The sequence below is a fragment of the Micromonospora sp. CCTCC AA 2012012 genome (assembly GCF_040499845.1).
GTDB classification, from domain to species: Bacteria; Actinomycetota; Actinomycetes; order Mycobacteriales; family Micromonosporaceae; genus Micromonospora; species Micromonospora mangrovi.
Genome location: NZ_CP159342.1, coordinates 5,012,820 through 5,038,046, shown reverse-complemented (window position 1 = coordinate 5,038,046; position 25,227 = coordinate 5,012,820). Strand labels below are relative to the sequence as shown.

Below are 25,227 nucleotides of genomic sequence, written 5' to 3'. Positions count from 1 at the left end.
GGGTCAGGAAGAAGCCGGCGTCGGATCGCCCGCGACGGCCTGCTCCACCGTCGGGTAGGTGTGCAGCACCTCGACCAGGCCGCTGACCTCGAGGATGCGCAGCACGCCACGCTGCGGGGCGGCCAGCCGGACCACGCCGCCGGCCTCGTCGCAGCTGTTCTTGGCGCGGACGAACACGGACAGCCCGGTCGAGTCGCAGAACGACACGTTCGCCAGGTCGAAGACGAGGCGGCTGCGCCCCTTGTCCAGCAGATCCGTGATCTGGTCCTGCAACTGCGGCGCCGTCGCCATGTCCAGCTCGCCAGCGACCGACACGACGACCACGTCGCCGCGCTGTTCCGTGTGCACCGTCAGGGACATTCGCCGACCTCCTGTGTTCGGTGGAACGGTATCCCACGATCGGGGTGCTATGCAGAACGGGAGCCCGTACGGGTGGCCACGATCATTGTTTGCGGTCGGGCAAATATATGGTCGGGGGCCGGTGATAGAGTCCGGCCGGTTCGAAGTCCAGGGAGGTCACGATGCCGTTGAGCACCGAGGAGAGCGGCCGACTGGCCGATCTGCTGAACCAGCACGCCGACCGGCTGACCGAGCGCTGGACGGAGATCGTCGCCACCTCGCTGCGCGGCCGGCTCAGCCGGGCGGAACTCGGCCGTCAGGTGCGCGAGCTGCACCGCGCGATGACCGACGCGGGCGGTGCCGGCCTCACCAACCTCGGCTCCGAGCAGGGTGGCGAGCTGCGCGCCGTGCTCTCCGAACTCTCCCGCGGTCGCGCCCGGCAGGGCTTCACCGCCACCGAGACCGCGATCAGCGTCCTCGCGCTCAAGGACGCGCTGCTGGAGCTGATCGAGCAGGACGGGTCCGCGGCCAGCCTCCGCGACTACATCGCCTGGTCGGCGCTGATCGACCAGATGGGCCTCTTCACCTTCGAGAGCTTCGTGCAGACCCGGGAGAGCCTGATCGCCGACCAGGCCGAGCAGCTGCTGGAGCTCTCCACCCCGGTGGTGAAGCTCTGGGAGGGCGTCGTCGCCGTCCCGCTGGTCGGCACGCTCGACTCGGCCCGCGCCCAGGTGGTGATGGAGCGGCTGCTCCAGACCCTGGTCGAGACCGGCTCGCCGTACGCGATCATCGACATCACCGGCGTACCGGCCGTCGACACCCAGGTCGCCCAGCACATCCTCAAGACTGTGGTGGCCGCCCGGCTGATGGGTGCCGACTGCATCATCTCCGGCATCCGGCCGCAGATCGCCCAGACCATCGTCGCCCTCGGCATCGAGTTCGGTGACATCGCCACCAAGGCCAGCCTCGCCGACGCGCTGCGTCACGTGCTGCGGCTGACCGGGGTCGAGACCACCCGCCGCCACGCGCGCCGGGAGTCCTGATGGAGCGGGTGCCGATCCTCAAGATCGGCGACATCCTGCTGGTCTCCATCCAGGTCGACATGTCCGACCAGACGGCCGTGACCCTCCAGGATGATCTGGCCGAGCGGATCGTCGCCACCGGCTGCCACGGCGTGATCATCGACATCACGGCGCTGGACATCGTCGACTCGTTCGTCGGTCGGATGCTCTCCACCATCGCGTCCATCTCCAAGGTGCTGGACGCCGAGACCGTGGTGGTCGGGATGCGCCCCGCCGTCGCCATCACCCTCGTCGAGCTGGGCCTGTCGCTCAACGGCATCCGGACCGCGCTGAACGTCGAACGCGGCATGGAGCTGGTCGCGGCGTCCCGGGACGACGAGTGGGACGAGGTCGGCGGCGACGAGGACGCCGAGACGACGGCCACGTCATGACCACCGACGTCGTCCTGGGCGTGCCGCAGACCCAGACGATCCGCAGCGACGAGGACGTCGTCCGGGTGCGGCAGCTCGTGCGGGCCGCCGCGGTCTCCGCCAAGCTGTCCCTGGTCGACCAGACCAAGCTGGTCACCGCGGCGAGCGAACTGGCCCGCAACACCCTGATCTACGGGGGCGGCGGCAGCGCCGAGGTGACCACCGCCGAGGACGGCCGCCGTCGGGGCGTACGGATCGTCTTCGCCGACTCCGGCCCCGGCATCCCCGACCTCGACCTGGCCCTCACCGACGGGTACACCACCGGCGGCGGCCTCGGGCTCGGGCTGAGCGGGGCCCGTCGACTGGTGGACGACTTCGACATCTGGACCGAGCCGGGCAAGGGCACGCGGATCACCATCACCAAGTGGTCCCGATGAGCGACGAGGCCGTGACGGATGCCGGCCTCTGGTTCCGGGTCGAGAACGGCAGCGCCGCCAGTGGCGTACGCCGGGCGGCCGAACGGCTCGGTGCCCAGCTGGAGCTGGGCGGCCCGCGCATCGCCGACCTGGCCATCGTCACCGCCGAGATCACCAGCAACCTGGTCAAGCACGCCCAGGAAGGCACCGTGCTGCTGCGACCCGTACGCCGGGCCGGGCGGGCCGGGGTGGAACTGGTCGCCGTCGACTCCGGCCCCGGCATGGCCGACCTGACCGTCTCGTCCCGGGACGGACACTCCACCACCGGCACCCTCGGCATCGGCCTCGGCGCGATCGCCCGGCAGACGAGCTGGTTCGACAGCTACTCGCTGCCCGGTCGGGGCACCGTCTTCGCGGTGCAGGTCTGGTCGGGCCCGCCGCCGGAGCCGTCCTGGGCCGCCGCGCTGACCCGGCCGATCACCGGTGAGCAGGTCAGCGGCGACGGCTACGCCGTCCGGGTCGCCGACGGGCGACGCCAGGTGCTGGTCTGTGACGGGCTCGGGCACGGGCCGTTGGCGAACGCCGCCACCGAGGCCGCGCTCACCGCCTTCCGGTCCGCGCCGGCCGGCTCACCGGGCATCGTCGTGCGGCACCTGCACAACGCCATGTCGCACACCCGGGGTGCCGCGCTGGCCGTGGCCGAGCTGGATTCCGGGTCGGGTCTGCTGCGATTCTCCGGGCTGGGCAACATCGCCGCCATGACGGTGGCCGAAGGCGAACGACGGCGGGGCATGGTCTCGCTGCCCGGCATCGCCGGGCACCAGCGCCCCAACGTGCGGGAGTACGACTATCCCTTCCCGCTGGGCACCACCCTCGTCATGCACAGCGACGGGGTGGTCGACCGCTGGGACCTCGCCGACTATCCGGGACTGACCGGACGGGCCCCCCTGGTGGTGGCCGCCACCCTGCTGCGGGACGCCGGGGTCCGTCGCGACGACGCCTGCGTCCTGGTCGCCCGGGCGGAGCCATGACCGGGCCGGCGGTGCTGCTCCAGATGGCGCTCCGGGTCGAGCAGGACATCTTCGTGGTCCGGCAGCGGGGCCGGGAGGTCGCCGCGGCGGTCGGCCTGGAGCACCAGGATCAGGTCCGGATCGCCACCGCACTCAGCGAGGTGGCCCGGGACCTGCTTCACTCGTCGAACGGCGCGGACGTCACCTTCGCCGTCGCGGCGGGGCCGGCCGGACGGCCCGCGCTCCAGGTGGACCTCACGCCGGTGCGGCCGTTGGAGGACGGTCGTTACCAACCGCAGTCCGGCGCGGTGGCACGTCTGGTGGACATGCTCGGCGTCGTGCAGGAGGAGGGGGATACGGTCGTGAGGATGTCCCGACGTGTCCCGGCCAACGCACAGGCGCTGACCCCGGAGCGGCTCGCCGAACTCCGCGAGGAGCTGGGCCGGAGCGCGCCCGGCAGCGCCCTGGACGAGCTGGCCTCGCAGAACGGCCAGCTCATCGCCGCCCTCGACGAGGTACGCAGTCAGCGCGACGAGCTGGCGGTCCTCAACGAGGAACTCCAGGAGACCAACCGCGGGGTGATGGCGCTCTACAACCAGCTCACCGAGGAGCTGGAGGAGACCAACCGCGGGGTGGTCGCCCTCTATGCCGAGCTGGACGAGAAGTCCGCACAGCTCCGGGCGGCCAGCGAGTCGAAGAGCCGGTTCCTGGCGAACGTCAGTCACGAGCTGCGCGCCCCGGTGACCGCGATCATCGGCCTGGGCCGGCTGCTCGCCGACTCCGCCTCCGACCCGCTCACCGCCGAGCAGGCCCGCCAGGTGGGGCTGATCCGCTCCTCGGCGTCGGATCTGCTCGGCCTGGTCAACGAGCTGTTGGACCTGGCGAAGGCCGAGTCCGGCCGGATCGAGCCGAACTGGGCCGAGGTGGACCTGCGGGCGCTCTACGGGCAGCTGCGGGGCACGCTCCGGGCGTTGGCCACCCGGCCGCAGGTGGAGCTGGTGGTGGAGGAGCCACCGACCCCGGCCCTGGTCCGCTCCGACGAGGTGCTGCTCGCCCAGGTGCTGCGCAACCTGCTGCACAACGGGCTCAAGTTCACCGAGCAGGGCGAGGTGCGGCTGAGTGCCGAACGGGTCGGTGACCGCTGGTCGCTGTCCGTCTCGGACACCGGCGTGGGGATCCCGCCCGAGCTGCACGAGCGGGTCTTCGAGGAGTTCTACCAGGTCCCCGGGACGACCCGGGTCGGCGGCACCGGCCTGGGCCTGCCGTACGCGCGGCGGCTGGTGACGATCCTCGGTGGGACGCTGGAGCTGTCCAGCGAACCCGGTCGGGGCAGCACCTTCACCATCTCCCTCCCCGTGGGCGGAGCGTGACGGTGGAGGGCGGCGGGGCGACCGTACTCGTGGTCGATGACAGCCGTACCAAGCGGTATCTGCTGGTCAGCTGGCTCACCAGGGCCGGGTTCGTCACCATGGAGGCGGAGAACGGCACCGACGCGCTGGCCCGGGTCGAGACGGACAAGATCGACCTGGTGGTGCTCGACGTACGGTTGCCGGACCTGAGCGGCTTCGAGGTCTGCGAGCGGATCAAGGAGCGTCATCCGGCGACCCCGGTCATCCACGTCTCGGCGCACGCGGTGGACGTGGTGGACCGGGCGCAGGGTCTCACCCGGGGCGCCGACGCCTACCTGGCCGAGCCGATCGAGCCGGAGGAGCTGATCGCCACCGCGCACGCCGTGCTCCGCTACTACCACGCCCGGCAGCGGGCCGAGCTGCTCGCCGAGCGGCTCGCCGCGCTCGCCGAGGCCACCGTGCAGATGCACGCCGCGCCGAACTTCGTCCGGCTGCTGGAGGCGGCGGCGGTCGGCGCGGCGCAGATATTCAAGTCCCCGGCGGCGGTCGTCGCGGAGACCTTCGACGGTGACTGCCTGGCCGGCGTGGTCACGGGCCCGGACGGGGAGCCGAGCGTCATCCCCTGGGTGGTCGACGACTCCGGCGTGCCGATCGGTGCCACCATCCGGGTGGAGCAGCCGGAGGCGTGGGGCCGGATCGACTGGCCGACCGATGACACGGTGACCGTGGCCGCGGCCAAGCTGCGGGAGGACCGCGCGCCGCTCTACGTGGTGGTCCCGACCGCCACCCAGACCGTACGGACGCCAGTGCTGGTGCAGCTCGCCCAGGCGGTCGCCTCGGCGGTGGAGGCGCAGCGCTCCTTCGACGAGGAGCACCGGATCGCGGTGACCCTCCAGCGCAGCCTGCTGCCCCGCCGGCTGCCCGAGGTCGCCGGTCTCGACCTCGCCGTCCGGTACGAGCCGGCGAGCGCGCAGACCGAGGTGGGCGGCGACTTCTACGAGCTGGTGATGCTCGACGGGCACCTGCTGGTGGCGATCGGCGACGTGGCCGGCCATTCGCTGCACGCCGCGACGGTGATGGCCGAGCTGCGGCACGCGGTGCGCGCGTACGCGGTGGAGGGGCACCAGCCCGGGGTGATCCTGGAGCGCGTCAACGAGCTGATGCGGACGCTGCTGCCGAACGAGCTGGCGACCATCTGCGTGCTGCTGCTGCACCCGGGCAGCGGTCTGATCCGGCTGGCGAGTGCGGGACACCTGCCGGCGCTGATCAGCGCCGACGGCCGGGTCGAGTACGTGCAGCAGTCCGCCCCGCTGCTGGGCGTCCGGGCGCCCCGCCCGACCGACCTGGAGTTCGTGCTGCCGGCCGGGGCGACGCTGGTCCTCTACACGGACGGGCTGATCGAGCGGCGGGACGCGACCATCGACGACGGGTTGGCCGCGCTGGCCCGGGTCGCCTCCCGGGTGGACGACGACCTCGACGCCTTCTGCCAGCGGCTGCTGGTCGAGCTGGCCCCGCCGGAGATCCACGACGACGTCGCCGTGGTCGCCGTCCGCCGCCCCTGATCGACTTCGAGCGGCGGCTGACCGTGCACGGCGGGGACCTGGCCCGTGCCACCGGCCGGAGCTTCGAGGTCGAGCCGGCCGTGCTGACCGCCACGTACGCCTTCATGGACGCGACGGGCGACGCCGGGCGGCGGACGGGGGCCTTCGCCGCTGATGTGACGCCGGTCCCGCCGCGGGCGCTCTTGGTTGCGGGGGTCCGCTCGGCGGGCCCCGGGCCGGGCGCGCACCGGCCGGCGGCACGCGGGACATCAGGAGATCACCAGCCATGCAGAACCAGCCCGGCGGATCGCCGGTGTTCGTCGACCGGACCGGGCGGCGTCGCCGGATCAGCGTCATCGCCGGTACGGCGATGGGCCTCGGCCTCCTCACCAGCCTCGGGTTGATCCTCGCCGGTCTCTTCTTCGACTCCCGGGTGCCGCTGCCCGGCTGGTCCGACAACCGGGTGCCGCCGCCGATCGAGGCCGGCGTGGACGCCCCCGCCGCACCCGGCGGAAAGCCCCGCCCGAGCCCTCGGCCCACCCCGGTCACCACCACCACGGCACCCGTGCCGTCCTCCGCGCCCACCTCCGCCGCCGCCCCCGCCCGCACCGCGACCCGGACCACCGCGCCGGCACCCCAGCCGTCCGTGCCCGGCCACGGCGACACGCGGCGGAACACGGCCAAGCCGAGCAGGACCCCGGGCAAGCCCTGACGATGGCCCGCCACGTAGCCCGCCGTGACCCCCGGGCGCACTGGGTGCTGCTGCTGCTCGGTCTCGTCGTCCTGCTCGCCGCGCTCAGCTTCCACGCCCTGGTGACCAACGTCGGCGGCGGCTCCGGACCGTCCGACGCGTCCGCCTCACCGGCGTCGTCGCTGGTCACCTCCGGTGGTCCGGTGCTCCGGCTGGACGGGCCGACCCCGGTCAGCCGTCGACTGCCGGCCCGCACCGTGGCGTTGACCTTCGACGACGGGCCGGACCCGCGTTGGACGCCGCAGGTGCTCGACGTGCTGCGCCGGCACCACGCCCACGCCACCTTCTTCGTGGTCGGCGCGCGGGTCGACGAGCACCCCGAGCTGGTCCGGCGGATCCTCGCCGAGGGGCACGAGCTGGGCTCGCACACCTTCACCCACGCCGACGTGACCGCCGTACCGCCCTGGCGCGCCGCCGCCGAACTCTCCTGGACCCGCTCGGCGATCGCCGGTGCCACCGGCCGGGAGGTGACCCTGTTCCGGCCGCCGTACTCGTCGACGGTCCAGTCGCTCACCGCACCGCAGTACGAGGCGCTGCGGAGCGCGGCGGGCACGGGACACGTCGCCGTCCTCGCCGACCGGGACGCCAGGGACTGGCAGCGGCCGGGTGTGCCGGCCATCGTGCGGGCGGCCACCCCGCAGGGCGGGGCGGGTGCGGTGGTGCTGCTGCACGACGGTGGCGGTGACCGCGCCCAGACCGTGGCCGCCCTCGACCAGCTGCTGACCCGGCTGACCCGCGACGGCTACCGGTTCACCACCGTCTCGGCGGGCATCGGCGCACCCGACTCGATGGTGCCGGCCACCGTCGGCGCCCGGCTCAGCGGCACCACGCTGCGCTGGGCGCAGAGCGTGGCCGACGGGCTGACCGGGCTGATGAACCTGCTGCTCGGTGTCGCGCTGGTGCTCGGCGTCGCCCGGCTGGTGGTGCAGGTGATCTGCGCCCAGGTGCACGTGCGCCGGGTCCGCCGGCCCCGTCCCGGGTGGCCGGTGGACGCCCCGGTCTCGGTGATCGTGCCAGCGTACAACGAGGCGGCGAACATCGCCGCCACCGTGCGGTCCCTGGTGTCCAGCGCCTACCCGGCGCTGGAGGTGATCGTGGTCGACGACGGGTCCAGCGACGGCACCGCCGACATCGTGGAACGGCTGCGGCTGCGCGGCGTACGGGTGATCCGGCAGGCCAACGCCGGCAAGCCGGCGGCGTTGAACACCGGCATCCGGGCGGCCCGGGCGGACCTGCTGGTGCTGGTCGACGGGGACACCGTCTTCCAGCCGGACACCGTGCACCGGCTCGTGCAGGGCTTCGCCGACGCCCGGGTCGGCGCGATCTCCGGCAACACCAAGGTCGCCAACCGGCGGCGGCTGCTCGGCCGCTGGCAGCACCTGGAGTACGTGATCGGCTTCAACCTCGACCGCCGGATGTACGACGTGCTGGAGTGCATGCCGACCATCCCGGGTGCGATCGGCGCGTTCCGTCGCGAGGTGCTGCTGGCCGTCGGCGGCGTCCCCGCGGACACCCTCGCCGAGGACACCGACCTGACCATGAAGGTGCTCCGCGCCGGCTGGCGGGTGGTGTACGAGGAGAACGCGATCGCCTGGACCGAGGCCCCGTCCTCGCTGCGGCAGCTGTGGCGGCAGCGCTACCGCTGGTGCTACGGCACCCTCCAGGCGATGTGGAAGCACCGGCACGCGCTGCGCGAGTCGGGTGCCGGCGGCAGGCTGGGCCGGCGCGGGCTGCCGTACCTGACCGTCTTCCAGATCGTGCTGCCGCTGACCGCCCCGGCGGTCGACGTCTTCGCCCTCTACGGGCTGATCTTCCTGCCCTGGTCGTCGCTGCTGCTCGCCTGGGCGGGACTGCTCCTGCTCCAGGGCTTCACCGCCGCGTACGCCCTGCGGCTGGACCGGGAACGGTTCGGTCCGCTGTGGACGCTGCCGTTCCAGCAACTGGTCTACCGGCAGGTGATGTACCTGGTCGTGGTGCAGTCCGTGGTGACCGCGGTGGTCGGCAACCGGCTGCGCTGGCAGCGGATGGCCCGTACCGGCGAGGCCGCCGCCCTGGTCGCGGCGCCGGGCGGTGCCCCGCGCTGACCCCGGGGCGGGGTCAGCGCGGGTGGAAGAGGCCGGTGGACCAGGAGACCGCCAGGCCGATGACCGCCGAGCAGCAGCAGACGACCAGGGCGGCGGCGACCACCGCGAGGATCACCCAGGCGGTGCCGCGTCGGGCCGCGCCTTCCGTCACGTCAGCCGGTCGAGGATCCAGGCGTTGATGAACGCCTCCTCGCGCCAGGCGTCGTAGCGGCCGCTGGGACCGCCGTGGCCGGCGCCCATCTCGGTCTTGAGCAGGTAGTCGCCCTGCGGGGCGACCGCGCGCAGCCGGGCGACCCACTTCGCCGGCTCGTGGTAGAGCACCCGGGTGTCGTTGAGGCTGGTCACCGCCAGGATCGCCGGATAGTCCAGGGGCGCCACGTTCTCGTACGGCGTGTACGACTTCATGTACGCGTAGACCTCGGGGTCGTCGAGCGGGTTGCCCCACTCCTCCCACTCGGTCACGGTCAGCGGCAGCGACGGGTCGAGGATCGAGGTGAGCGCGTCCACGAAGGGCACCTGCGCGACGATGCCGGCGAACGCGTCCGGGGCCAGGTTGGCCACCGCGCCCATCAGCAGGCCACCGGCCGAGGCGCCCCGGGCCACCAGCCGGTCGCTGGCCGTCCAGCCGGCCTTGACCAGGTGCCGGGCGCAGGCCACGAAGTCGGTGAAGGTGTTCTTCTTGGCCAGCAGCTTGCCCTCGTCGTACCAGCGCCGGCCGAGTTCACCGCCGCCGCGGATGTGCGCGACGGCGAAGATGACGCCCCGGTCGAGCAGGGAGAGCCGGGCGATGGAGAACCACGGGTCCATGCTCGCCTCGTACGACCCGTAGCCGTAGATGACGGCGGGGGCGGAGCCGTCGCGGGGGGTGCCCCGGTGGCAGACCAGCGAGATCGGCACCCGGGTGCCGTCGTCGGCGAGCGCCCAGTCGCGGTGCTGCTCGTAGTCGTCCGGGTCGTACGGGCGACCGTCCGGCCCGGGCCGGACCGGCTTCCGCTTGCGCAGCACCATCTCCCGGCTGACCAGGTCGTAGTCGTAGACCGAGTCGGGGGTGACCAGCGAGGTGTAGCGGAACCGGACCTCGTTGGTGCGGTACTCCGGGTTGGCGTCGAGCCCGACGCTGTAGATCGGCTCGGGGAAGGTCATGTCGTACGCGTCGCCGCCGCCGATCGGCAGCACCCGCAGCCCGGTCAGCCCGTTGACGCGCAGCGAGACGACGAGGTGGTTCTCGAACGCGTCGACGGACTCCAGCCGGGTGCCGGGGGAGTGCGCGATCAGCGGCGTCCAGTCGCCCGGCGCGTCCGCCGAGGTGTACGCCAGCGCGAAGTCCTCGGCCCCGTCGTTGTGCAGGATCAGGAAGCGGTGGCCGTGGTGCTCGACGGCGTACTCGACGCCCTGCCGGCGCGGGGCGATGATCGCCGGCTCGCCGGTGGGGTTGGCCGCGGGGATGACCCGTACCTCGCTGGTGATCTTGCTGTGGATGTCGATCAGCACGAACCGCTCGGAGCGGGTCAGCTCGACGCCCACCCAGAACCGCTCGTCGTCCTCCTGGTGGACCACCACGTCCTCGCTCGACGGGGTGCCGATGGTGTGCCGCCAGACCCGGTTCGGCCGCCACGCCTCGTCGACCGTGACGTAGAAGAGCGTCGAGGCGTCGGCCGACCAGGCGGTGCCGTAGAAGGTGTCGGGCACCTCGTCGGCGAGCACCTCGCCGGTGGTCAGGTCCTTGACCCGCAGGGTGAACCGCTCGTCCCCGTCGAAGTCCGTCGAGTACGCCAGCCAGCGGCCGTCCGGGCTGACGTCGAACGCGCCGAGCGCGAAGAAGTCGTGCCCCTCGGCGAGCTGGTTGCCGTCGAGCAGCACCTCCTCGCCGTCCAGCGGGGCGCCGTCGGCGCTGATCGGGGGCGTGGTCTCGCCGTCGCGGACGGCCCGGCGGCAGTGCACGCCGTACTGCTGGCCCTCGACGGTGCGGCTGTAGTACCAGTACCCGTCCTTGCGGGTGGGCACCGACAGGTCGGTCTCCTGGGTGCGCCGGCGGGTCTCCTCGAACAGTTCCGCGCGGAGTCCTTCGAGGTGGGCGGTGCGCGCCTCGGTGTACGCGTTCTCCGCGGTGAGGTGCGCGATCGTCTCCGGGTCGTCCTTGGTGGCCAGCCAGGCGTACTCGTCGAGGACGGTGTCGCCGTGGTGGGTGCGCTCGGTCGGGACGCGCTTGGCGACGGGCGCGGAAGTCTCGGTGGTCACGGCCGTCACGTTACCGGTCGACCGCTCCCGGTCGCGGCCGGCGAGGCCGGGTCCGCCGACGGGTGACCGCGATCCGCCACCACGCCTTTCGAACACATGTACGATAACCGCCATGGCGGCTGCAGTGAGCGTGACGGACCAGATCACCCGGCGACTCGCGGAGATCTGCGGTCCCCCCTTCGCCCGCTTCGCCGGCCCGGCCGACGAGGTCGCCGGCCGCACCGCCCGCTGGGTCGCCGTGCCGGGCGGTCCGCACGCCGCCGCCGAGGTGATCCGGCTCGCCGCGGCGCACGACCTGGCCGTCGTCCCCCGGGGTGCCGGCACGAAGATCGACTGGGGTGCCGCCCCGGCCCAGGTCGACATCATGCTCGACACCGGCCGGCTCGCCGGGGTGTGGCACGAGCCGCGCGGCGCGGGAGTCGCCGAGATCGGCGCCGGGACGCCGCTGCGCGCGGCCCAGGCCACCCTGGAGCGCACCGGCCAGCGGCTCCCGGTGGACGCCCCGTCGCCCGGTGCGACCCTCGGCGGGGTGCTCGCCGCCGACGAGGCCGGCCCGCTGCGCCACCGGCACGGCAGCCCCTGCGCCCAGCTCGTCGGCGTCCGCTATCTCGACGCCGACGGCGACCTGGTCAGCGTCGGCGAGCCGGGCACGGCGCTGCTCGGCCGGGCCGCTCCGGCGCGCGGCGCCCGGGCCGGCGACCTGCCCGGCGCGGCCGACCTGCCCGGCTTCGACGTCGCCCGGCTGCTCTGCGGCTCGCAGGGCGGCCTCGGGGTGCTGGTCTCGGCCACCATGCGGGTGCAGCCCGTTCCAGCCGGCCGGGTCTGGGTCTCCCGCCCGGTCTGGACCCCGCTGGAGGTCAACGACCTGGTCCGGGCGGTGCTCGCGGCCCGGCTCGACCCGGCGGCGATCGAGCTGGACCTCCCGGTCCCGGTGCCGCTGCCCCGCCGCCGGGTCCACCCGTCCCACCCGTCCGTGGTCCACCGTCCCGACCACCCGGCGGTCACCGGCCGGACGGGTCGACCGGCCGCCGCCGGCAGCCTGGTGGTGCTCCTGGAAGGCGGCCCGGCGGACGTGGCGGAACGGGCCGAGCGGCTGACCACCCTCTTCGGCCCCGAGGCCACCGCCGGCCACACCGCCCCGGAGTGGTGGGGGCGCTACCCGTTCGGCCCCGGGGACACCGCACTCCGCATCGAGGTGCCCATCAACGACCTGCACGCCGCCGTCTACGCGCTGCGTGACGCGGCCGGTGCTCCCGTGCCGGTTCGCGGTTCGGCGGGCGTCGGCACGGTGCACGCGGTGCTGCCCGCCGCCCTCCCCACCGACCGGGTCGCCTCGATCGTCACCGCCGTACGCGGAGTGCTGCTCGCCCGGCAGGGCCGCTGCACGGTGGTGGCGGCGCCCCCGCCGGTCCGCCGGGCGGTCGACCTGTGGGGTGAGCTGCCCTCACTGCCCCGGCTCCGGGCGGCCAAGGAACACCTCGACCCGCACCAGCGGCTGGCCCCGGGCCGGCTCCCCGGCGGCCTGTGAGCCGTCCTCGGCCCCGGCGGGACCGGCCGGCTCAGAGGGCGTCGTTGCGCAGCACCAGGATGGCGATGTCGTCGCGGGGCGCCTCGACGGAGAAGCCGATCGCGGTGGCCCGGAGCCGGGCGGCCACCACGTCCGCCGAATAGCCGGCCAGCGGGACGGCCGCGTCGCGGAGCCGGTCGATGCCGAACAGCTCCCGGCCACGCCGCCGCTCGGTCACCCCGTCGGTGTAGAAGACCAGCGCGTCACCCGGGCCGAGCGGGACGTCCGCGGTCGGCGTGGTGATCGAGTCGAGCAGCCCGAGGGCGGTGCCACCGGTGCCCACGAAACCGGCGCCCCCGGCGCTGGAGAGCAGCACCGGCCGGTCGTGCCCGGCCAGGTGCAGCGCCACGTCGAGCTGGTCGCCGCGGCCCGGCCCGACGGCGGCCAGGGCCAGCGTGCAGTACCGGCCGCCACCCCGTTCCACCAGCGTCTCGTTGAGCCGGGCCAGCACCTCCGGCAGCGGCTTGCCGTCGCCGACGAGCACCCGGATCACGTCCCGGACCAGCCCGGTGACCGCCGCCGCCTGGACGCCCTTGCCGGAGACGTCGCCGATGACCACCAGCCAGCGGCCGTCCGGCAGCGGCACCACGTCGTAGAAGTCGCCGCCGACCTCGGCGTCGTCGCCGGTGGGGACGTACTCGGCGGCGAAGCCGATGCCCTCCACCACCGGGAGCACCGGGGGGAGCAGCGACTGCTGGAGGGTCTGCGCCACCCGCCGCCGCTCGGCGTGGATGCGGGCGTTCTCGATCGCCAGGGCGGCCCGGCGGGCCACGTCCTCCAGCACCGAGACCTCGTCGGGGTCGTGCCGGTGCCGCTGGTGGCGACCCACCGCGAGGGTGCCGAGCCGCTGGCCACGGGCGATCAGCGGGACGGCGAAGCCCTCCATCGGGCCCGCGAGCGGCACCTGCGCCGCGCTCCGGGACGCCTCGCGCAGCCGGGCCTGGATCGAGTCCGGGCCGGTCTCCTGGAGCACCTTGTGCAGCTGCGGCAGCACCGACTCGTCGGCGTGGGTGGCGGTGGCCAGCCGCAGCCGGCCCCACTCGTCGGTGGTGTGCACGGCGCACCACTGACCCAGCCGGGGCACCACCAGCTGCGGGATCAGCGCCATGGTCAGCTCGACGTCGAGGGACTGGGCGAGCAGTTCGCTCGCCTCGGCGAGGAAGGTCAACCAGGCCTGCCGCCGGACGTCCAGTCGGCGCAGCCGGTCGTTCTCCAGGTGCAGCGAGAGCCGCTCGGCGGCCAGGATCGCCAGCGGCCGGGCGTACGCCGAGGGTGCCGCGTCGAGTTCCAGCTCACCGGCGTACGGGCGGTGCACGGCGAGCGGCACCCGGAGCAGTTCGTTGCTCGCCCGGGGCTGCCGGCCGTAGCGGGCGAGTAGCTGGGCGCCCTGGGCGTCACCGCGGTCCAGCCGGACCACGCCACCGGCCGCGCCGACCATCTCCGCGAGCCGGGTCAGCAGCCCGGTGGCGAACTCGGGCAGCGGGTCGTCCGCGTACGGGTCGGGGCTGATCTGCATCAGCTCGCTCATCGCGGCGGCGCTCGGCGTGCTGCCGTCGGTGTCGGCGCCGCCCGCGTCCGGGACCCGCGGGTGGCCGGCGGTGGCTCTCGCCGGCGGGGGAGTGCCGGCGCGGTCCAGCCGGAACCAGACGCCCTTCCCGGTGGGCAGGTAGGTGGTGCCCCAGCGGCTGGCGAAGTGGTCGACCAGCAGCAGTCCCCGCCCGCGCGGGGACACCTCGTCGATCTCGGGGGTGTCGTTGCGGACGCCCACCACCAGTTCGTCCACCGGGCCGGCGGCGAAGTCGGAGACGGTGACGGTCAGCCCGGTGCGGTCGGCGACGACCTCGATGTCGAGTTCGGTGCGGGCGTGTTCGACGGCGTTGGTGGAGAGCTCGGTGGTGAGCAGCAGCGCCTCGTTGAGCAGTTCGTCCAGGTCGGCCTCGGCGAGCACCGAGCGGACCAGCGCGCGGGCGGCAGCGGGCGTACGCCGGTCGGCGGGGAGCCGCACGTGCCGGACGTGGTCCTCGGCCGCGCCGGTCCCCGGGGGCCCCGCCTCCGCTCCTGACACCTCCGTATCCTCCACCGCCCCCACCCCGACTGCCAACCTGCTCGCCGTTCTTGCCGGCGATCATGGGGTCGGCGGCGGAAAATCTGACGGATCGAACCGTCCACCCCATGATCACGCGGTGTGGGGACGGTGTGGCGTGGCGTGTGGTCGGTGGGCGTGGGCTCGACGGTCGCGCGGGCAGAATGGTGGGATGGCGGCGTGTCGGCACGAGCCGGTGGCCCCGAGCTGAGCGAGGAATGATGACCACGGCGAAACAGTCGGTAGCCGCGGACCCGTCCGCGCCGGACCACGAGGTGCTGCTCGGCGAGCTGGTCGAGGCGCTGCGGCGGGTGCGCGGCGGTGACCTGCGCGTACGCCTGCCCCGGCGGGCCGGTAAGGCCGGTGAGGTGGCCGACGCCTTCAACGACGTGGTGTCGCTCCAGGAGCGGCAGCACCTGGACCTGCGCCGGATCAGCCGGATCGTCGGCCGGGACGGCCGGCTCACCGAACGCCTCGACGACGAGGGTCTGGACGGCTCCTGGGCGGAGGGGCAGCGGGCGGTCAACTCGCTCATCGACGACCTGGGGCGACCCACCACGGAGATCGCCCGGGTGATCGTGGCGGTGGCTGACGGCGACCTCTCCCAGCACATGGCGCTGGAGATCGACGGTCGCCCGCTGCGCGGCGAGTACCTGCGCATCGGCCGCACCGTGAACACGATGGTCGACCAGCTCTCGTCCTTCTCCAACGAGGTGACCCGGGTGGCCCGCGAGGTGGGCACCGAGGGCAAGCTCGGCGGCCAGGCCGACGTACGCGGGGTCGCCGGCACCTGGAAGGACCTCACCGACTCGGTGAACACCATGGCGTCGAACCTGACGTACCAGGTGCGGTCGATCTCGCAGGTGGCCACGGCGGTGGCGAAGGGTGACCTGTCGCAGAAGATCACCGTGTCGGCGAAGGGCGAGGTGGCCGAGCTGGCGCACACCTTCAACTCGTTGACCGACACGCTGCGCCTCTTCGCCGAGCAGGTGACCCGGGTGGCCCGGGAGGTGGGCACCGAGGGCAAGCTGGGCGGCCAGGCGGAGGTGCCGAACGTCGCCGGCACCTGGAAGGACCTGACCGACAGCGTCAACTCGATGGCGTCGAACCTGACCGCCCAGGTGCGGAACATCGCCCAGGTCTCCACGGCGGTTGCCCGGGGCGACCTCAGTCAGAAGATCACGGTCGCCGCGCAGGGCGAGATCCTGGAGCTGAAGGACACCGTGAACACGATGGTGGACCAGCTCAGCTCGTTCGCCGACGAGGTGACCCGGGTGGCCCGTGAGGTGGGCATCGAGGGCAAGTTGGGCGGTCAGGCGCAGGTACGCGGCGTCTCCGGCACCTGGCGGGACCTGACCGAGAACGTGAACCAGCTCGCCGGCAACCTGACCAGTCAGGTCCGCAACATCTCGCAGGTCTCCACGGCGGTCGCCAAGGGTGACCTGAGCCAGAAGATCACGGTGGACGCGCAGGGCGAGATCCTGGAGCTGAAGAACACCGTCAACACGATGGTCGACCAGCTCTCGTCGTTCGCCGACGAGGTGACCCGGGTGGCCCGCGAGGTGGGCACCGAGGGCAAGCTCGGCGGCCAGGCCCAGGTCAAGGGCGTCCTCGGCACCTGGCGGGACCTGACCGACAACGTGAACTCGATGGCGTCGAACCTGACCAGCCAGGTGCGGAACATCGCCTCGGTCACCACCGCCGTCGCCAAGGGCGACCTGTCGCAGAAGATCACCGTGGATGCCCGGGGCGAGATCCTGGAGCTGAAGTCGACGGTCAACACGATGGTCGACCAGCTCTCGTCGTTCGCCGACGAGGTGACCCGGGTGGCCCGTGAGGTGGGCACCGAGGGCAAGCTGGGCGGCCAGGCGCAGGTGCGCGGCGTGGCCGGCACCTGGCGGGACCTGACCGACAACGTGAACTCGATGGCGTCGAACCTGACCGCCCAGGTGCGGAACATCGCCCAGGTCTCCACCGCGGTGGCGAAGGGCGACCTGTCGCAGAAGATCACCGTGGACGCGCGGGGCGAGATCCTGGAGCTGAAGTCGACGGTCAACACGATGGTCGACCAGCTCTCGTCGTTCGCGGACGAGGTGACCCGGGTGGCCCGCGAGGTGGGCACCGAGGGCAAGCTCGGCGGTCAGGCCCAGGTCAAGGGCGTCAGCGGTACCTGGCGGGACCTGACCGACAACGTGAACTCGATGGCGTCGAACCTGACCGGTCAGGTGCGCAACATCGCCTCGGTCACCACGGCGGTGGCGAAGGGCGACCTCGGCCAGAAGATCACGGTGGACGCGCAGGGCGAGATCCTGGAGCTGAAGAACACCGTCAACACGATGGTCGACCAGCTCAGCTCGTTCGCCGACGAGGTGACCCGGGTGGCCCGCGAGGTCGGCATCGAGGGCAAGCTCGGCGGTCAGGCCCAGGTGAAGGGGGTCTCTGGCACCTGGCGGGACCTCACCGAGAACGTGAACCAGCTCGCCTCGACGTTGACCACCCAGCTCCGGGCGATCGCGCAGGTCTCCACCTCGGTGACCCGGGGGGACCTGACCCAGCGGATCGCGGTGAAGGCGCAGGGCGAGGTCGCCGAGCTGAAGGACAACATCAACCAGATGATCGTCACCCTCCGGGAGACGACCAAGAAGAACGCCGAGCAGGGCTGGCTGGACTCCAACCTGGCCCGGATCGGTGGCCTGCTCCAGGGTCAGCGGGACCTCGGCGAGGTCTGCCGCATGATCATGATGGAGGTGACCCCGCTGGTGGACGCGCAGCTCGGCGCGTTCTTCCTGGCGGACAGCTCCGACGGCAGCATGCGGCTGCGGCTGACGGCGTCGTACGGCTACGTGGCGCGGGGACACGACGTGACCTTCGGGCCCGGCGAGGGCCTGGTCGGGCAGGCCGCCCTGTCCCGCCGGACGATCCGGGTCAACGCCCAGCCCGACGGGCGGCTGGTGCTGCGTTCCGGGCTGGCCGAGACGCCCCCCGCCGACCTGGTCGTGCTCCCCGTCCTCTTCGAGGGCGAGCTGCTCGGCGTGATCGAGTTCGCCGGGGTGACCACCTTCTCCGAGCTGCACCTGGCGTTCCTGGAGCGGCTGGTGCTGACCATCGGGGTGGCGGTCAACACCATCCAGGCCAACCGGCGTACGGAGGAGCTGCTGGCCCAGTCGCAGCGGCTGGCGCACGAGTTGCAGGAGCAGTCGGCGGAGTTGCAGCGCACCAACGCCGAGCTGGAGGACAAGGCCCAGCTGCTGTCGGAGCAGAAGGCCAACATCGAGACCCAGAACCGGGAGATCGAGCTGGCCCGGCTCGGCCTGGAGGACAAGGCGCAGCAGCTCACCCGGGCGTCGGCGTACAAGTCGGAGTTCCTGGCGAACATGAGCCACGAGCTGCGTACACCGCTGAACTCGCTGCTGCTGCTGGCCCGGCTGCTGGTGGAGAACTCGGAGCAGAACCTGACGCCGAAGCAGATCGAGTTCGCCCGGACCATCCACGGCTCCGGCTCGGACCTGCTCTCGCTGATCGACGACATCCTCGACCTGTCGAAGATCGAGGCGGGCCGGATGGACGTCGAGCCGACCGAGATCCGCTTCTCGGAGATCCGCGGCTACGTCGAGCAGGCGTTCGCCCCGCAGGCCGAGGAGAAGGGCCTCGACTTCCAGGTACGCATCGCCAAGGACCTGCCGCCGGCGCTGGTCACCGACGCCCAGCGGTTGCAGCAGATCCTGCGCAACCTGCTCTCCAACGCGATGAAGTTCACCGACAACGGCGCGGTGACGTTGCGGATCGCCCCGGCCGCCGAGAACGCCGTCTTCGACGTGCCGGCGTTGACCAACGCCCGGCAGGTGATCGCCTTCACGGTGATCGACAGCGGGATCGGCATCTCCGACGACAAGCTGTCGCTGATCTTCGAGGCGTTCCAGCAGGCGGACGGGACCACCAGCCGGCGGTACGGCGGCACCGGGCTGGGCCTGTCGATCAGCCGGGACCTGGCGCGACTGCTGGGTGGTGCGATCAGCGTCTCGTCGGCGCCCGGGCAGGGTTCGACGTTCACTCTCTTCGTACCCGATGTGCTGGCGCCGGACGCGGTGGTGGCGCCGCAGGCCCCCTCGCCGAGCCGCGCGGGCCTGCCGTCTTCCCTGCTCATGCCGATGGACGTGCCGCAGCCGGCGGAGACTCCGTCGACCCGGCGGCTGGACGGGGTGACCGTTCTGATCGTCGACGACGACGTCCGGAACGTCTTCGCGCTGACCAGCGCATTGGAACTGCACGGCATGACCGTGCTGTACTCGGACAACGGGGCGGACGGGGTCCGCCTGCTCGCGGAGCATCCGGAGGTGGACATCGTGTTGATGGATGCGATGATGCCGGACCAGGACGGGTACGAGACGACCCGGCAGATCCGGCGCAACCACCGCTTCGCCGACCTGCCGATCGTGTTCCTGACCGCGAAGGCGATGCCGGGGGACCGCGAGTCGGCGCTGGCGGCCGGGGGCAGTGACTACATCACCAAGCCGGTGGACCTGGACGAGCTGATCGAGTTGATGGCCTCCTGGATCAGCGGTGGCCGAGGCGAGGAGAATTCGTGACACAGATGGCCAAGGCGCTGCTGGTCGACGACCGTCGGGAGAACCTGATGGCGCTGGAGGCGATCCTCCAGGGGCTCCCGGTGCAGTCGGTCGCCGTGGAGAGCGGCGAGGCGGCGCTCAAGCAGCTCCTGGTGGACGACTTCGCGGTGATCCTGCTGGACGCCCAGATGCCGGACATGGACGGGTTCGAGACGGCCAGCCACATCAAGCGGCGGGAGCGGACCCGGCACGTGCCGATCATCTTCCTCACCGCGGCGGACAAGGACGCCCAGCTCGCGCTCCGCGGCTACGCGGTCGGCGCGGTCGACTACCTGACCAAGCCGTTCGACCCGTGGGTGCTGCGGGCGAAGGTGTCGGTCTTCGTGGAGCTGTGGGTGAAGACCCGGCAGCTCGCCGCCCAGTCCGACGTGGTCCGGGAGCGGGACGCCCAGTGGCGGGCGCTCACCGACGCCGTCGACGAGGCGAGTGCGCTGCTGCGCGCCGACGACAGCACGGAGGCCCGGGACCGCGCGGTCGATCTGCTGGAGCAGGCCCGCTGGGGCAACACGCACTGACCGTTCAGGCGTCGGCCCGGCCGCCGTGTCCCGTCGCGGCGCGCCGGGCCCGCCACCGCTCACCGAGCGAGTCGATCTCCTCCTGTACGAAGAGGAAGAAGTCCCGCATCTCGGCCACCCGTTCGCCGGCCGGCGTGGCCCGCCCGTGCAGGGCGTCCACGCCGCCGCTGGCGATGTCGATGAAGTTCTTGTAGATGCTGGTCTTGACGATGGTCGCCTCGTACCAGGGGTTCTCCGGCATCCGGTAGTGGTCCCGCCGGGAGCCCTTCACCGGCTCGCGGACCAGCATGCCGAACTGGGTCAGATAGCGCACCGCGCCGGAGACGGCCGCCGCGCTGACCCCCAGCCGCTCGCCGATCTCGGCGGCGGTCAGTGGCTCGTCGGCGCTCATCACGGCGAAGAGCACCCGGCCGGCCATCCGGGGGAAGCCGACGTCGGCCCAGGCCATCGCCATCCGCTCGACGAAGAGGTGGACCTCCTCCTCGTTGCGGGCGGGGCGGTCGTCGTCTGGCATGGGTGCGGGCTCCTCGCGGCGTGTCGTGGACCCGATCGTGCCTCAGGTGTCAGTGTCTTCACAAGTTTATGAAATAAGCGTAGCTTCCAAAACATGGAAACTCCGATTGAGGTGTCCGGCCTGGTGAAGACCTTCGGCCGGATCCGCGCGCTCGACGGACTCGACCTCACCGTGCGCGCCGGGGAGGTGCACGGCTTCCTCGGCCCCAACGGCTCCGGCAAGTCCACCACCATCCGGGTGCTGCTCGGCCTGCTGCGGGCGGACGCGGGGGCCGTCCGACTGCTCGGCGGCGACCCGTGGCGGGACGCCGTCGCCCTGCACCGCCGGCTGGCGTACGTCCCGGGTGACGTCACCCTCTGGCCCAACCTCTCCGGCGGCGAGGTGATCGACCTGCTCGGCCGGATGCGCGGCGGGCTGGACCCGAAGCGCCGCGCCGAGCTGCTCGAATCGTTCGAGCTGGACCCGCGCAAGAAGGGGCGGGCCTACTCCAAGGGCAACCGGCAGAAGGTCGGCCTGGTCGCCGCCCTCGCCTCCGACGTGGAACTGCTCGTCCTCGACGAACCCACCTCCGGGCTGGACCCGCTGATGGAGGAGGTCTTCCAGCACTGGATCCGCCGGGCCCGCCAGGACGGCCGCACCGTGCTGCTCTCCAGCCACATCCTCGCCGAGGTGGAGGCGCTCTGCGACCGGGTCACGATCATCCGGAACGGGCGGTCGGTGGAGACCGGCACCCTCACCGAGCTGCGCCACCTGCACCGCACCTCGATCGACGCGGAGGTCGCCGCCCCGCTCGACGGGATCGGTGACCTGCCCGGAGTGCACGACCTGCGGATCGACGGCAACCGGGTGCGCTTCGACGTGGACACCGCCGCGCTGGACACCGCGCTGCGCCGGCTCACCGAACTCGGCGTACGCAGCCTGATCAGCCAGCCGCCCACGCTGGAGGAGCTGTTCCTGCGCCACTACGAGTCCACCGGGACCGCCGACCCCGCCGACTCCCCCGCTGGGGCGACCCGATGAGCACGTTGACCGGGGCCCGGCACCTGGCCCGGCTGATGCTGCGCCGCGACCGGCTGCTGCTCCCGCTCTGGGTGCTGGTCCTCGCCGTGCTGCCCGTCTCCTACGCGAAGAGCTTCATCGAACTCTTCGCCACCCCCGCCGAGCGGGCCGCGTACGCCGCCGGCACCGGCCGGAACCCGTCCATCGTCGCCCTGCTCGGCCCGCTCTACGGGGAGAGCGTCGGCGCGCTCACCGCCCAGCGGGGCGGCTTCCTGCTGACGCTCATCGCGCTGGCCAGCCTGCTCACCGTCATCCGGCACACCCGCACCGAGGAGGAGGCCGGCCGGCGGGAACTGCTCGGCGGCTCCGTCCTCGGCCGGTACGCCGGACTGACCGCCGCGCTCGCCGTCACGTACGCCGCCGACCTGCTGCTCGGGCTGCTCACCGCCGCCGGGCTGATCGCCACCGGGCTGCCGACGGCCGGCTCGCTGTCGTACGGGCTGGGCGCCGCGCTGACCGGCATCGTCTTCGCCACCGTCGGCGGACTCGCCGCCCAGCTCACCGAGACGGCCGGCGGTGCCCGGGGGATCGCGGTCGCCGTGCTCGGGGCGGCCTTCGGGCTGCGCCTCGCCGGTGACACGACCGAACGGGACTGGCTGAGCTGGCTCTCGCCGCTGGGTTGGGCGCCACGCGTCCGGGCGTACGAGGGGGACCGATGGTGGGTGCTGGTGCTGCCGGTGCTGTTCTCGGTGCTGCTCGCCGCGGTCGCGTACCCCCTCTCGGTGCGCCGCGACCTGGGCGCCGGGCTGCTGCCGCCCCGGCTCGGTCCGGCCGCCGGCGGGTCGGCCCTGGCCGGGCCGTTCGGGCTGGCCTGGCGTCTGCACCGGGGGCAACTGCTCTGGTGGTCGGTGGGCTTCGGCCTGCTCGGGCTGATCCTCGGCGGAGCCGCCCAGGCGGCTGGCCGGTCGGTCGAGGGCAACCCGCAGTTGGAGGAGATCATGGCGCGGATCGGCGGCGCCCAGGGGATGGCCGACGCCTACCTCGGCACGTCGCTCGGCCTCGCCGGGTGGGCGGCGGCCGGTTTCGGCATCCAGGCGGCGCTGCGGATGCGCGCCGAGGAGACCGGTGGCCGGGCCGAACCGCTGCTGGCGACCGGGGTGCACCGGTCCCGCTGGCTCCGGTCCCACCTGGCGTTCGCGCTGCTCGGGCCGGCGGTGGTGCTCGCGGTGACCGGGTTCGCCATCGGCCTCACCTACGGGGTCAGCGTCCACGACGTGTCGGGTCAGCTGCCCCGGATGGTCGGCGCGGGGCTGGCGCAGCTACCGGCGGCCTGGGTGCTGGCCGGCCTCGCCGTGCTGCTCTACGGCCTGCTGCCCCGACTCGCCCCGTCGGCCTGGGCGGTGCTGGCGGTCTGCGTGCTGCTCGGCCAGCTCGGCGCGGTCCTCAAGCTGAGCCAGTGGCTGCTGGACGTCTCCCCGTTCACCCACACCCCGCAGGTCCTCGGCGCCCACTGGCACCCCACCCCGCTCTGGCTCCTGACCGCCGCGGCCCTGCTCTTCGCCGCCACCGGCCTCACCGCCTTCACCCGCCGCGACATCCCCACCACCTGACCCCACGCCGCCGCTCTCCGCACGCCCTGCTGCCGCAAGATCGCACTCGATCCAGGATCGAGTGGCATCCGACCCCGTCCGACCCCACAACTTCCAGGATCGAGCACGATCTTGGCGCGGGGCGCGGGGCGCGGGGCGCGGGGCGCGGGGCGCGGGGCGCGGGGCGCGGGGCGCGGGGATCCGCGTTGATCAAGAGGTTTGCGTCAGAAAGCGGCCTGCTCGCGACGCAAACTTCTTGATCAACCCGGGCGGTCGGCGCGGCGTGCGGTCGGGGCAAGCCGGGGGCGGCGGGGGTGCGGGCGTGGCGGTGCGAGGGGTCAGGGGGCGGTTTCGTTCTTGATCATGAGGGCGGAGCGGAGGCCGGTGATGTCGAGGACGCGGAGCAGGAAGTCGCCGACGTTGCTGAGCACCAGCAGGCTCTGCGCGTGGCTGGCCTTGCGGCTGAGCACGACGAGGGTGCCCAGGCCCTGCGAGTCGCAGAACGTCACGCCACCCATGTCGAGGACGATGCGGGGTGGCGGGTCGGCCAGCGCCTCATTGACGACTGTCGACAGCTGGGCGGCCGTGAGCATGTCGATCTCACCGGCGAGGCGAAGAACCACTTCATCGCCCGTCCGGTGTAGCGTGATGGACAGTTCGGCACGATCCACGCGGTCAGCCTATCGCGATCTCGACCGGCCGGCCCGCCGAGCGGACCGCCGGCTGTCCGGCCGCCCGGTGTCGACCTCTCCCCGCAGGTGGCGGGTGAGCCCGGTAACCCTGCTGCGGGGTGGGTGCCGATTCGCCGTCCGGCGCTGACACAATGGCCGCATCGTGACCGATACCTTTTCCGCCGGATCCGGCCGTTACCCGGCCGACGCACCGGCCTCCGAGGCCCTGTTCGACCGCGCCAAGGCCATCGTGCCGGGCGGGGTCAACTCCCCCGTGCGCGCGTTCCGTGCCGTCGGCGGCACCCCGCGCTTCATGGTCCGGGGGGAGGGTCCCTGGCTCCTCGACGCCGACGGGCGGCGCTACGTCGACCTGGTCTGCTCCTGGGGGCCGCTGATCCTCGGGCACGCCCACCCGCAGGTGGTCGAGGCGCTGCGGGAGGCCGCCGGCCTCGGCACCAGCTTCGGCACCCCGACGCCCGGTGAGGTGGAGCTGGCCGCCGAGATCGTCGACCGCACCCCGGTCGAGCAGGTCCGGCTGGTCAACTCGGGCACCGAGGCCACCATGTCGGCGATCCGGCTGGCCCGCGGCTTCACCGGTCGCGCCAAGATCATCAAGTTCGCCGGCTGCTACCACGGCCACTCCGACGCGCTCCTCGCCGCCGCCGGCTCCGGCGTCGCCACCTTCGGGCTGCCCGACTCGCCCGGCGTGACCGGCGCGGCGGCCGGCGACACCATCGTGCTGCCGTACAACGACATCACGGCGGTCGAGGCGGCCTTCGCGGCCGAGGGCCAGCACATCGCCGCGGTGATCACCGAGGCAGCCGCCGGCAACATGGGCGTGGTCGCCCCGCGCGACGGCTTCAACAGCCAGCTCGCCCGCATCGCGCACGCGCACGGCGCGCTGCTCATCGTCGACGAGGTGATGACCGGGTTCCGGGTCTCCCGCGCCGGCTGGCACGGCCTCGACCCGTCGGATGCCGACCTGTGGACGTACGGGAAGGTCATGGGTGGCGGGCTGCCCGCCGCGGCCTTCGGCGGCCGGACCGAGATCATGGCCCGGCTGGCCCCGGCCGGCCCGGTCTACCAGGCCGGCACCCTCTCCGGTAACCCGCTCGCCTGCGCCGCCGGCCTGGCCACACTGCGGCTGGCCGACGACGCGCTCTACCGCAGGCTCGACGAGACGGCCGCCGTCGTGGGCAAGCTGGCCGCCGACGCCCTGGCCGCCGCCGGGGTCCCGCACCGCCTCTCGTACGCGGGCAGCATGTTCTCGATCTTCTTCACCGACGGCGACGTGGTCGACTACGACAGCGCCCGCACCCAGCAGGTGCCCGCGTTCAAGGCGTTCTTCCACGCGATGCTCGCCGCCGGCGTCTACCTTCCGCCGAGCGCGTTCGAGTCGTGGTTCGTCTCGGCGGCCATCGACGACGCCGCGATGGAGCAGATCGCCGCGGCCCTCCCGGGTGCGGCGCGGGCCGCCGCAGCGGCGGGACACGGGGGTTGATCA

At 72.8% G+C, this 25,227-nt stretch carries 20 protein-coding genes; 14 read left to right on the top strand and 6 right to left on the bottom strand.

Translation table 11 applies throughout. From position 1 onward, the window contains the following. Positions 1 to 3: 3 nt before the first annotated feature. Positions 4 to 360: an STAS domain-containing protein gene (locus ABUL08_RS22410; RefSeq protein WP_088976933.1), complete on the bottom strand. Its 357-nt coding sequence runs from the start codon at positions 358 to 360 to the stop codon at positions 4 to 6. Positions 361 to 521: 161 nt separating this feature from the next. Between ABUL08_RS22410 and ABUL08_RS22405 the strand changes: the two genes are divergently transcribed. The 8 genes from ABUL08_RS22405 to ABUL08_RS22370 all read left to right on the top strand — a co-directional run bounded on the left by ABUL08_RS22405 (position 522) and on the right by ABUL08_RS22370 (position 8,922). Continuing rightward, the gene (locus ABUL08_RS22405) at positions 522 to 1,382 is read left to right on the top strand and encodes an STAS domain-containing protein (RefSeq protein WP_350931932.1); all 861 of its coding nucleotides are present in this window, start codon (positions 522 to 524) and stop codon (positions 1,380 to 1,382) included. After that, the gene (locus ABUL08_RS22400) at positions 1,382 to 1,792 is read left to right on the top strand and encodes an STAS domain-containing protein (RefSeq protein ID WP_350931931.1); all 411 of its coding nucleotides are present in this window, start codon (positions 1,382 to 1,384) and stop codon (positions 1,790 to 1,792) included. Before ABUL08_RS22405 ends, ABUL08_RS22400 begins: the two co-directional genes overlap by 1 nt. After that, positions 1,789 to 2,208, top strand: a complete 420-nt coding sequence (locus tag ABUL08_RS22395; RefSeq protein WP_350931930.1) for an ATP-binding protein — start codon at positions 1,789 to 1,791, stop codon at positions 2,206 to 2,208. Before ABUL08_RS22400 ends, ABUL08_RS22395 begins: the two co-directional genes overlap by 4 nt. Then, complete coding sequence (locus tag ABUL08_RS22390) at positions 2,205 to 3,218, top strand: SpoIIE family protein phosphatase (RefSeq protein WP_350931929.1); 1,014 nt, start codon at positions 2,205 to 2,207, stop codon at positions 3,216 to 3,218. The genes ABUL08_RS22395 and ABUL08_RS22390 overlap by 4 nt, the downstream gene beginning before the upstream one ends. Then, complete coding sequence (locus tag ABUL08_RS22385) at positions 3,215 to 4,567, top strand: ATP-binding protein (RefSeq protein ID WP_350931928.1); 1,353 nt, start codon at positions 3,215 to 3,217, stop codon at positions 4,565 to 4,567. Before ABUL08_RS22390 ends, ABUL08_RS22385 begins: the two co-directional genes overlap by 4 nt. 2 nt (positions 4,568 to 4,569) lie before the next feature. Beyond that, positions 4,570 to 6,108 carry a SpoIIE family protein phosphatase gene (locus ABUL08_RS22380; RefSeq protein WP_350938774.1) on the top strand — a complete coding sequence of 513 codons (1,539 nt, stop codon included), beginning with the start codon at positions 4,570 to 4,572 and terminating at the stop codon, positions 6,106 to 6,108. 265 nt (positions 6,109 to 6,373) lie between these two features. Continuing rightward, the gene (locus ABUL08_RS22375) at positions 6,374 to 6,799 is read left to right on the top strand and encodes a hypothetical protein (protein ID WP_350931927.1); all 426 of its coding nucleotides are present in this window, start codon (positions 6,374 to 6,376) and stop codon (positions 6,797 to 6,799) included. A 2-nt stretch (positions 6,800 to 6,801) separates the two neighbouring features. Continuing rightward, positions 6,802 to 8,922, top strand: a complete 2,121-nt coding sequence (locus tag ABUL08_RS22370; RefSeq protein WP_350931926.1) for a bifunctional polysaccharide deacetylase/glycosyltransferase family 2 protein — start codon at positions 6,802 to 6,804, stop codon at positions 8,920 to 8,922. A gap of 13 nt (positions 8,923 to 8,935) precedes the next feature. On the opposite strand, the gene ABUL08_RS22365 is transcribed toward ABUL08_RS22370, so the two are convergent. Together ABUL08_RS22365 and ABUL08_RS22360 are read right to left on the bottom strand one after the other, a co-directional pair. Then, on the bottom strand, positions 8,936 to 9,073 hold the full coding sequence (locus ABUL08_RS22365) for a hypothetical protein (RefSeq protein ID WP_350931924.1): 138 nt from the start codon (positions 9,071 to 9,073) through the stop codon (positions 8,936 to 8,938). Further along, on the bottom strand, positions 9,070 to 11,160 hold the full coding sequence (locus ABUL08_RS22360; protein WP_350931923.1) for a S9 family peptidase: 2,091 nt from the start codon (positions 11,158 to 11,160) through the stop codon (positions 9,070 to 9,072). Before ABUL08_RS22360 ends, ABUL08_RS22365 begins: the two co-directional genes overlap by 4 nt. Positions 11,161 to 11,272: 112 nt before the next feature. On the opposite strand from ABUL08_RS22360, the gene ABUL08_RS22355 reads away from it, so the two are divergent. Then, positions 11,273 to 12,688, top strand: coding sequence for an FAD-binding oxidoreductase (locus ABUL08_RS22355; protein WP_350931922.1), 1,416 nt, complete (start codon positions 11,273 to 11,275; stop codon positions 12,686 to 12,688). A gap of 31 nt (positions 12,689 to 12,719) precedes the next feature. On the opposite strand, the gene ABUL08_RS22350 is transcribed toward ABUL08_RS22355, so the two are convergent. Next, positions 12,720 to 14,807: a SpoIIE family protein phosphatase gene (locus ABUL08_RS22350; RefSeq protein ID WP_350931921.1), complete on the bottom strand. Its 2,088-nt coding sequence runs from the start codon at positions 14,805 to 14,807 to the stop codon at positions 12,720 to 12,722. Between the two features lie 224 nt (positions 14,808 to 15,031). Between ABUL08_RS22350 and ABUL08_RS22345 the strand changes: the two genes are divergently transcribed. Both ABUL08_RS22345 and ABUL08_RS22340 read left to right on the top strand, forming a co-directional pair. After that, positions 15,032 to 19,396, top strand: coding sequence for a HAMP domain-containing protein (locus tag ABUL08_RS22345; protein ID WP_350931920.1), 4,365 nt, complete (start codon positions 15,032 to 15,034; stop codon positions 19,394 to 19,396). Beyond that, complete coding sequence (locus tag ABUL08_RS22340) at positions 19,393 to 19,950, top strand: response regulator (RefSeq protein ID WP_350931918.1); 558 nt, start codon at positions 19,393 to 19,395, stop codon at positions 19,948 to 19,950. The genes ABUL08_RS22345 and ABUL08_RS22340 overlap by 4 nt, the downstream gene beginning before the upstream one ends. Positions 19,951 to 19,954: 4 nt before the next feature. Here the strand turns inward: ABUL08_RS22340 and ABUL08_RS22335 are convergent, their stop codons facing one another. Next, positions 19,955 to 20,464, bottom strand: a complete 510-nt coding sequence (locus ABUL08_RS22335; RefSeq protein WP_350931917.1) for a GbsR/MarR family transcriptional regulator — start codon at positions 20,462 to 20,464, stop codon at positions 19,955 to 19,957. A gap of 93 nt (positions 20,465 to 20,557) precedes the next feature. Between ABUL08_RS22335 and ABUL08_RS22330 the strand changes: the two genes are divergently transcribed. After that, the gene (locus ABUL08_RS22330; RefSeq protein ID WP_350931916.1) at positions 20,558 to 21,484 is read left to right on the top strand and encodes an ABC transporter ATP-binding protein; all 927 of its coding nucleotides are present in this window, start codon (positions 20,558 to 20,560) and stop codon (positions 21,482 to 21,484) included. Further along, positions 21,481 to 23,073 carry an ABC transporter permease gene (locus tag ABUL08_RS22325; protein ID WP_350931915.1) on the top strand — a complete coding sequence of 531 codons (1,593 nt, stop codon included), beginning with the start codon at positions 21,481 to 21,483 and terminating at the stop codon, positions 23,071 to 23,073. Before ABUL08_RS22330 ends, ABUL08_RS22325 begins: the two co-directional genes overlap by 4 nt. A gap of 317 nt (positions 23,074 to 23,390) precedes the next feature. On the opposite strand, the gene ABUL08_RS22320 is transcribed toward ABUL08_RS22325, so the two are convergent. Beyond that, positions 23,391 to 23,723: an STAS domain-containing protein gene (locus tag ABUL08_RS22320; protein ID WP_350931914.1), complete on the bottom strand. Its 333-nt coding sequence runs from the start codon at positions 23,721 to 23,723 to the stop codon at positions 23,391 to 23,393. Positions 23,724 to 23,886: 163 nt separating this feature from the next. Between ABUL08_RS22320 and hemL the strand changes: the two genes are divergently transcribed. Further along, positions 23,887 to 25,224, top strand: coding sequence for a glutamate-1-semialdehyde 2,1-aminomutase (hemL, locus tag ABUL08_RS22315; protein WP_350931913.1), 1,338 nt, complete (start codon positions 23,887 to 23,889; stop codon positions 25,222 to 25,224). The last annotated feature ends 3 nt before the right edge of the window (positions 25,225 to 25,227 follow it).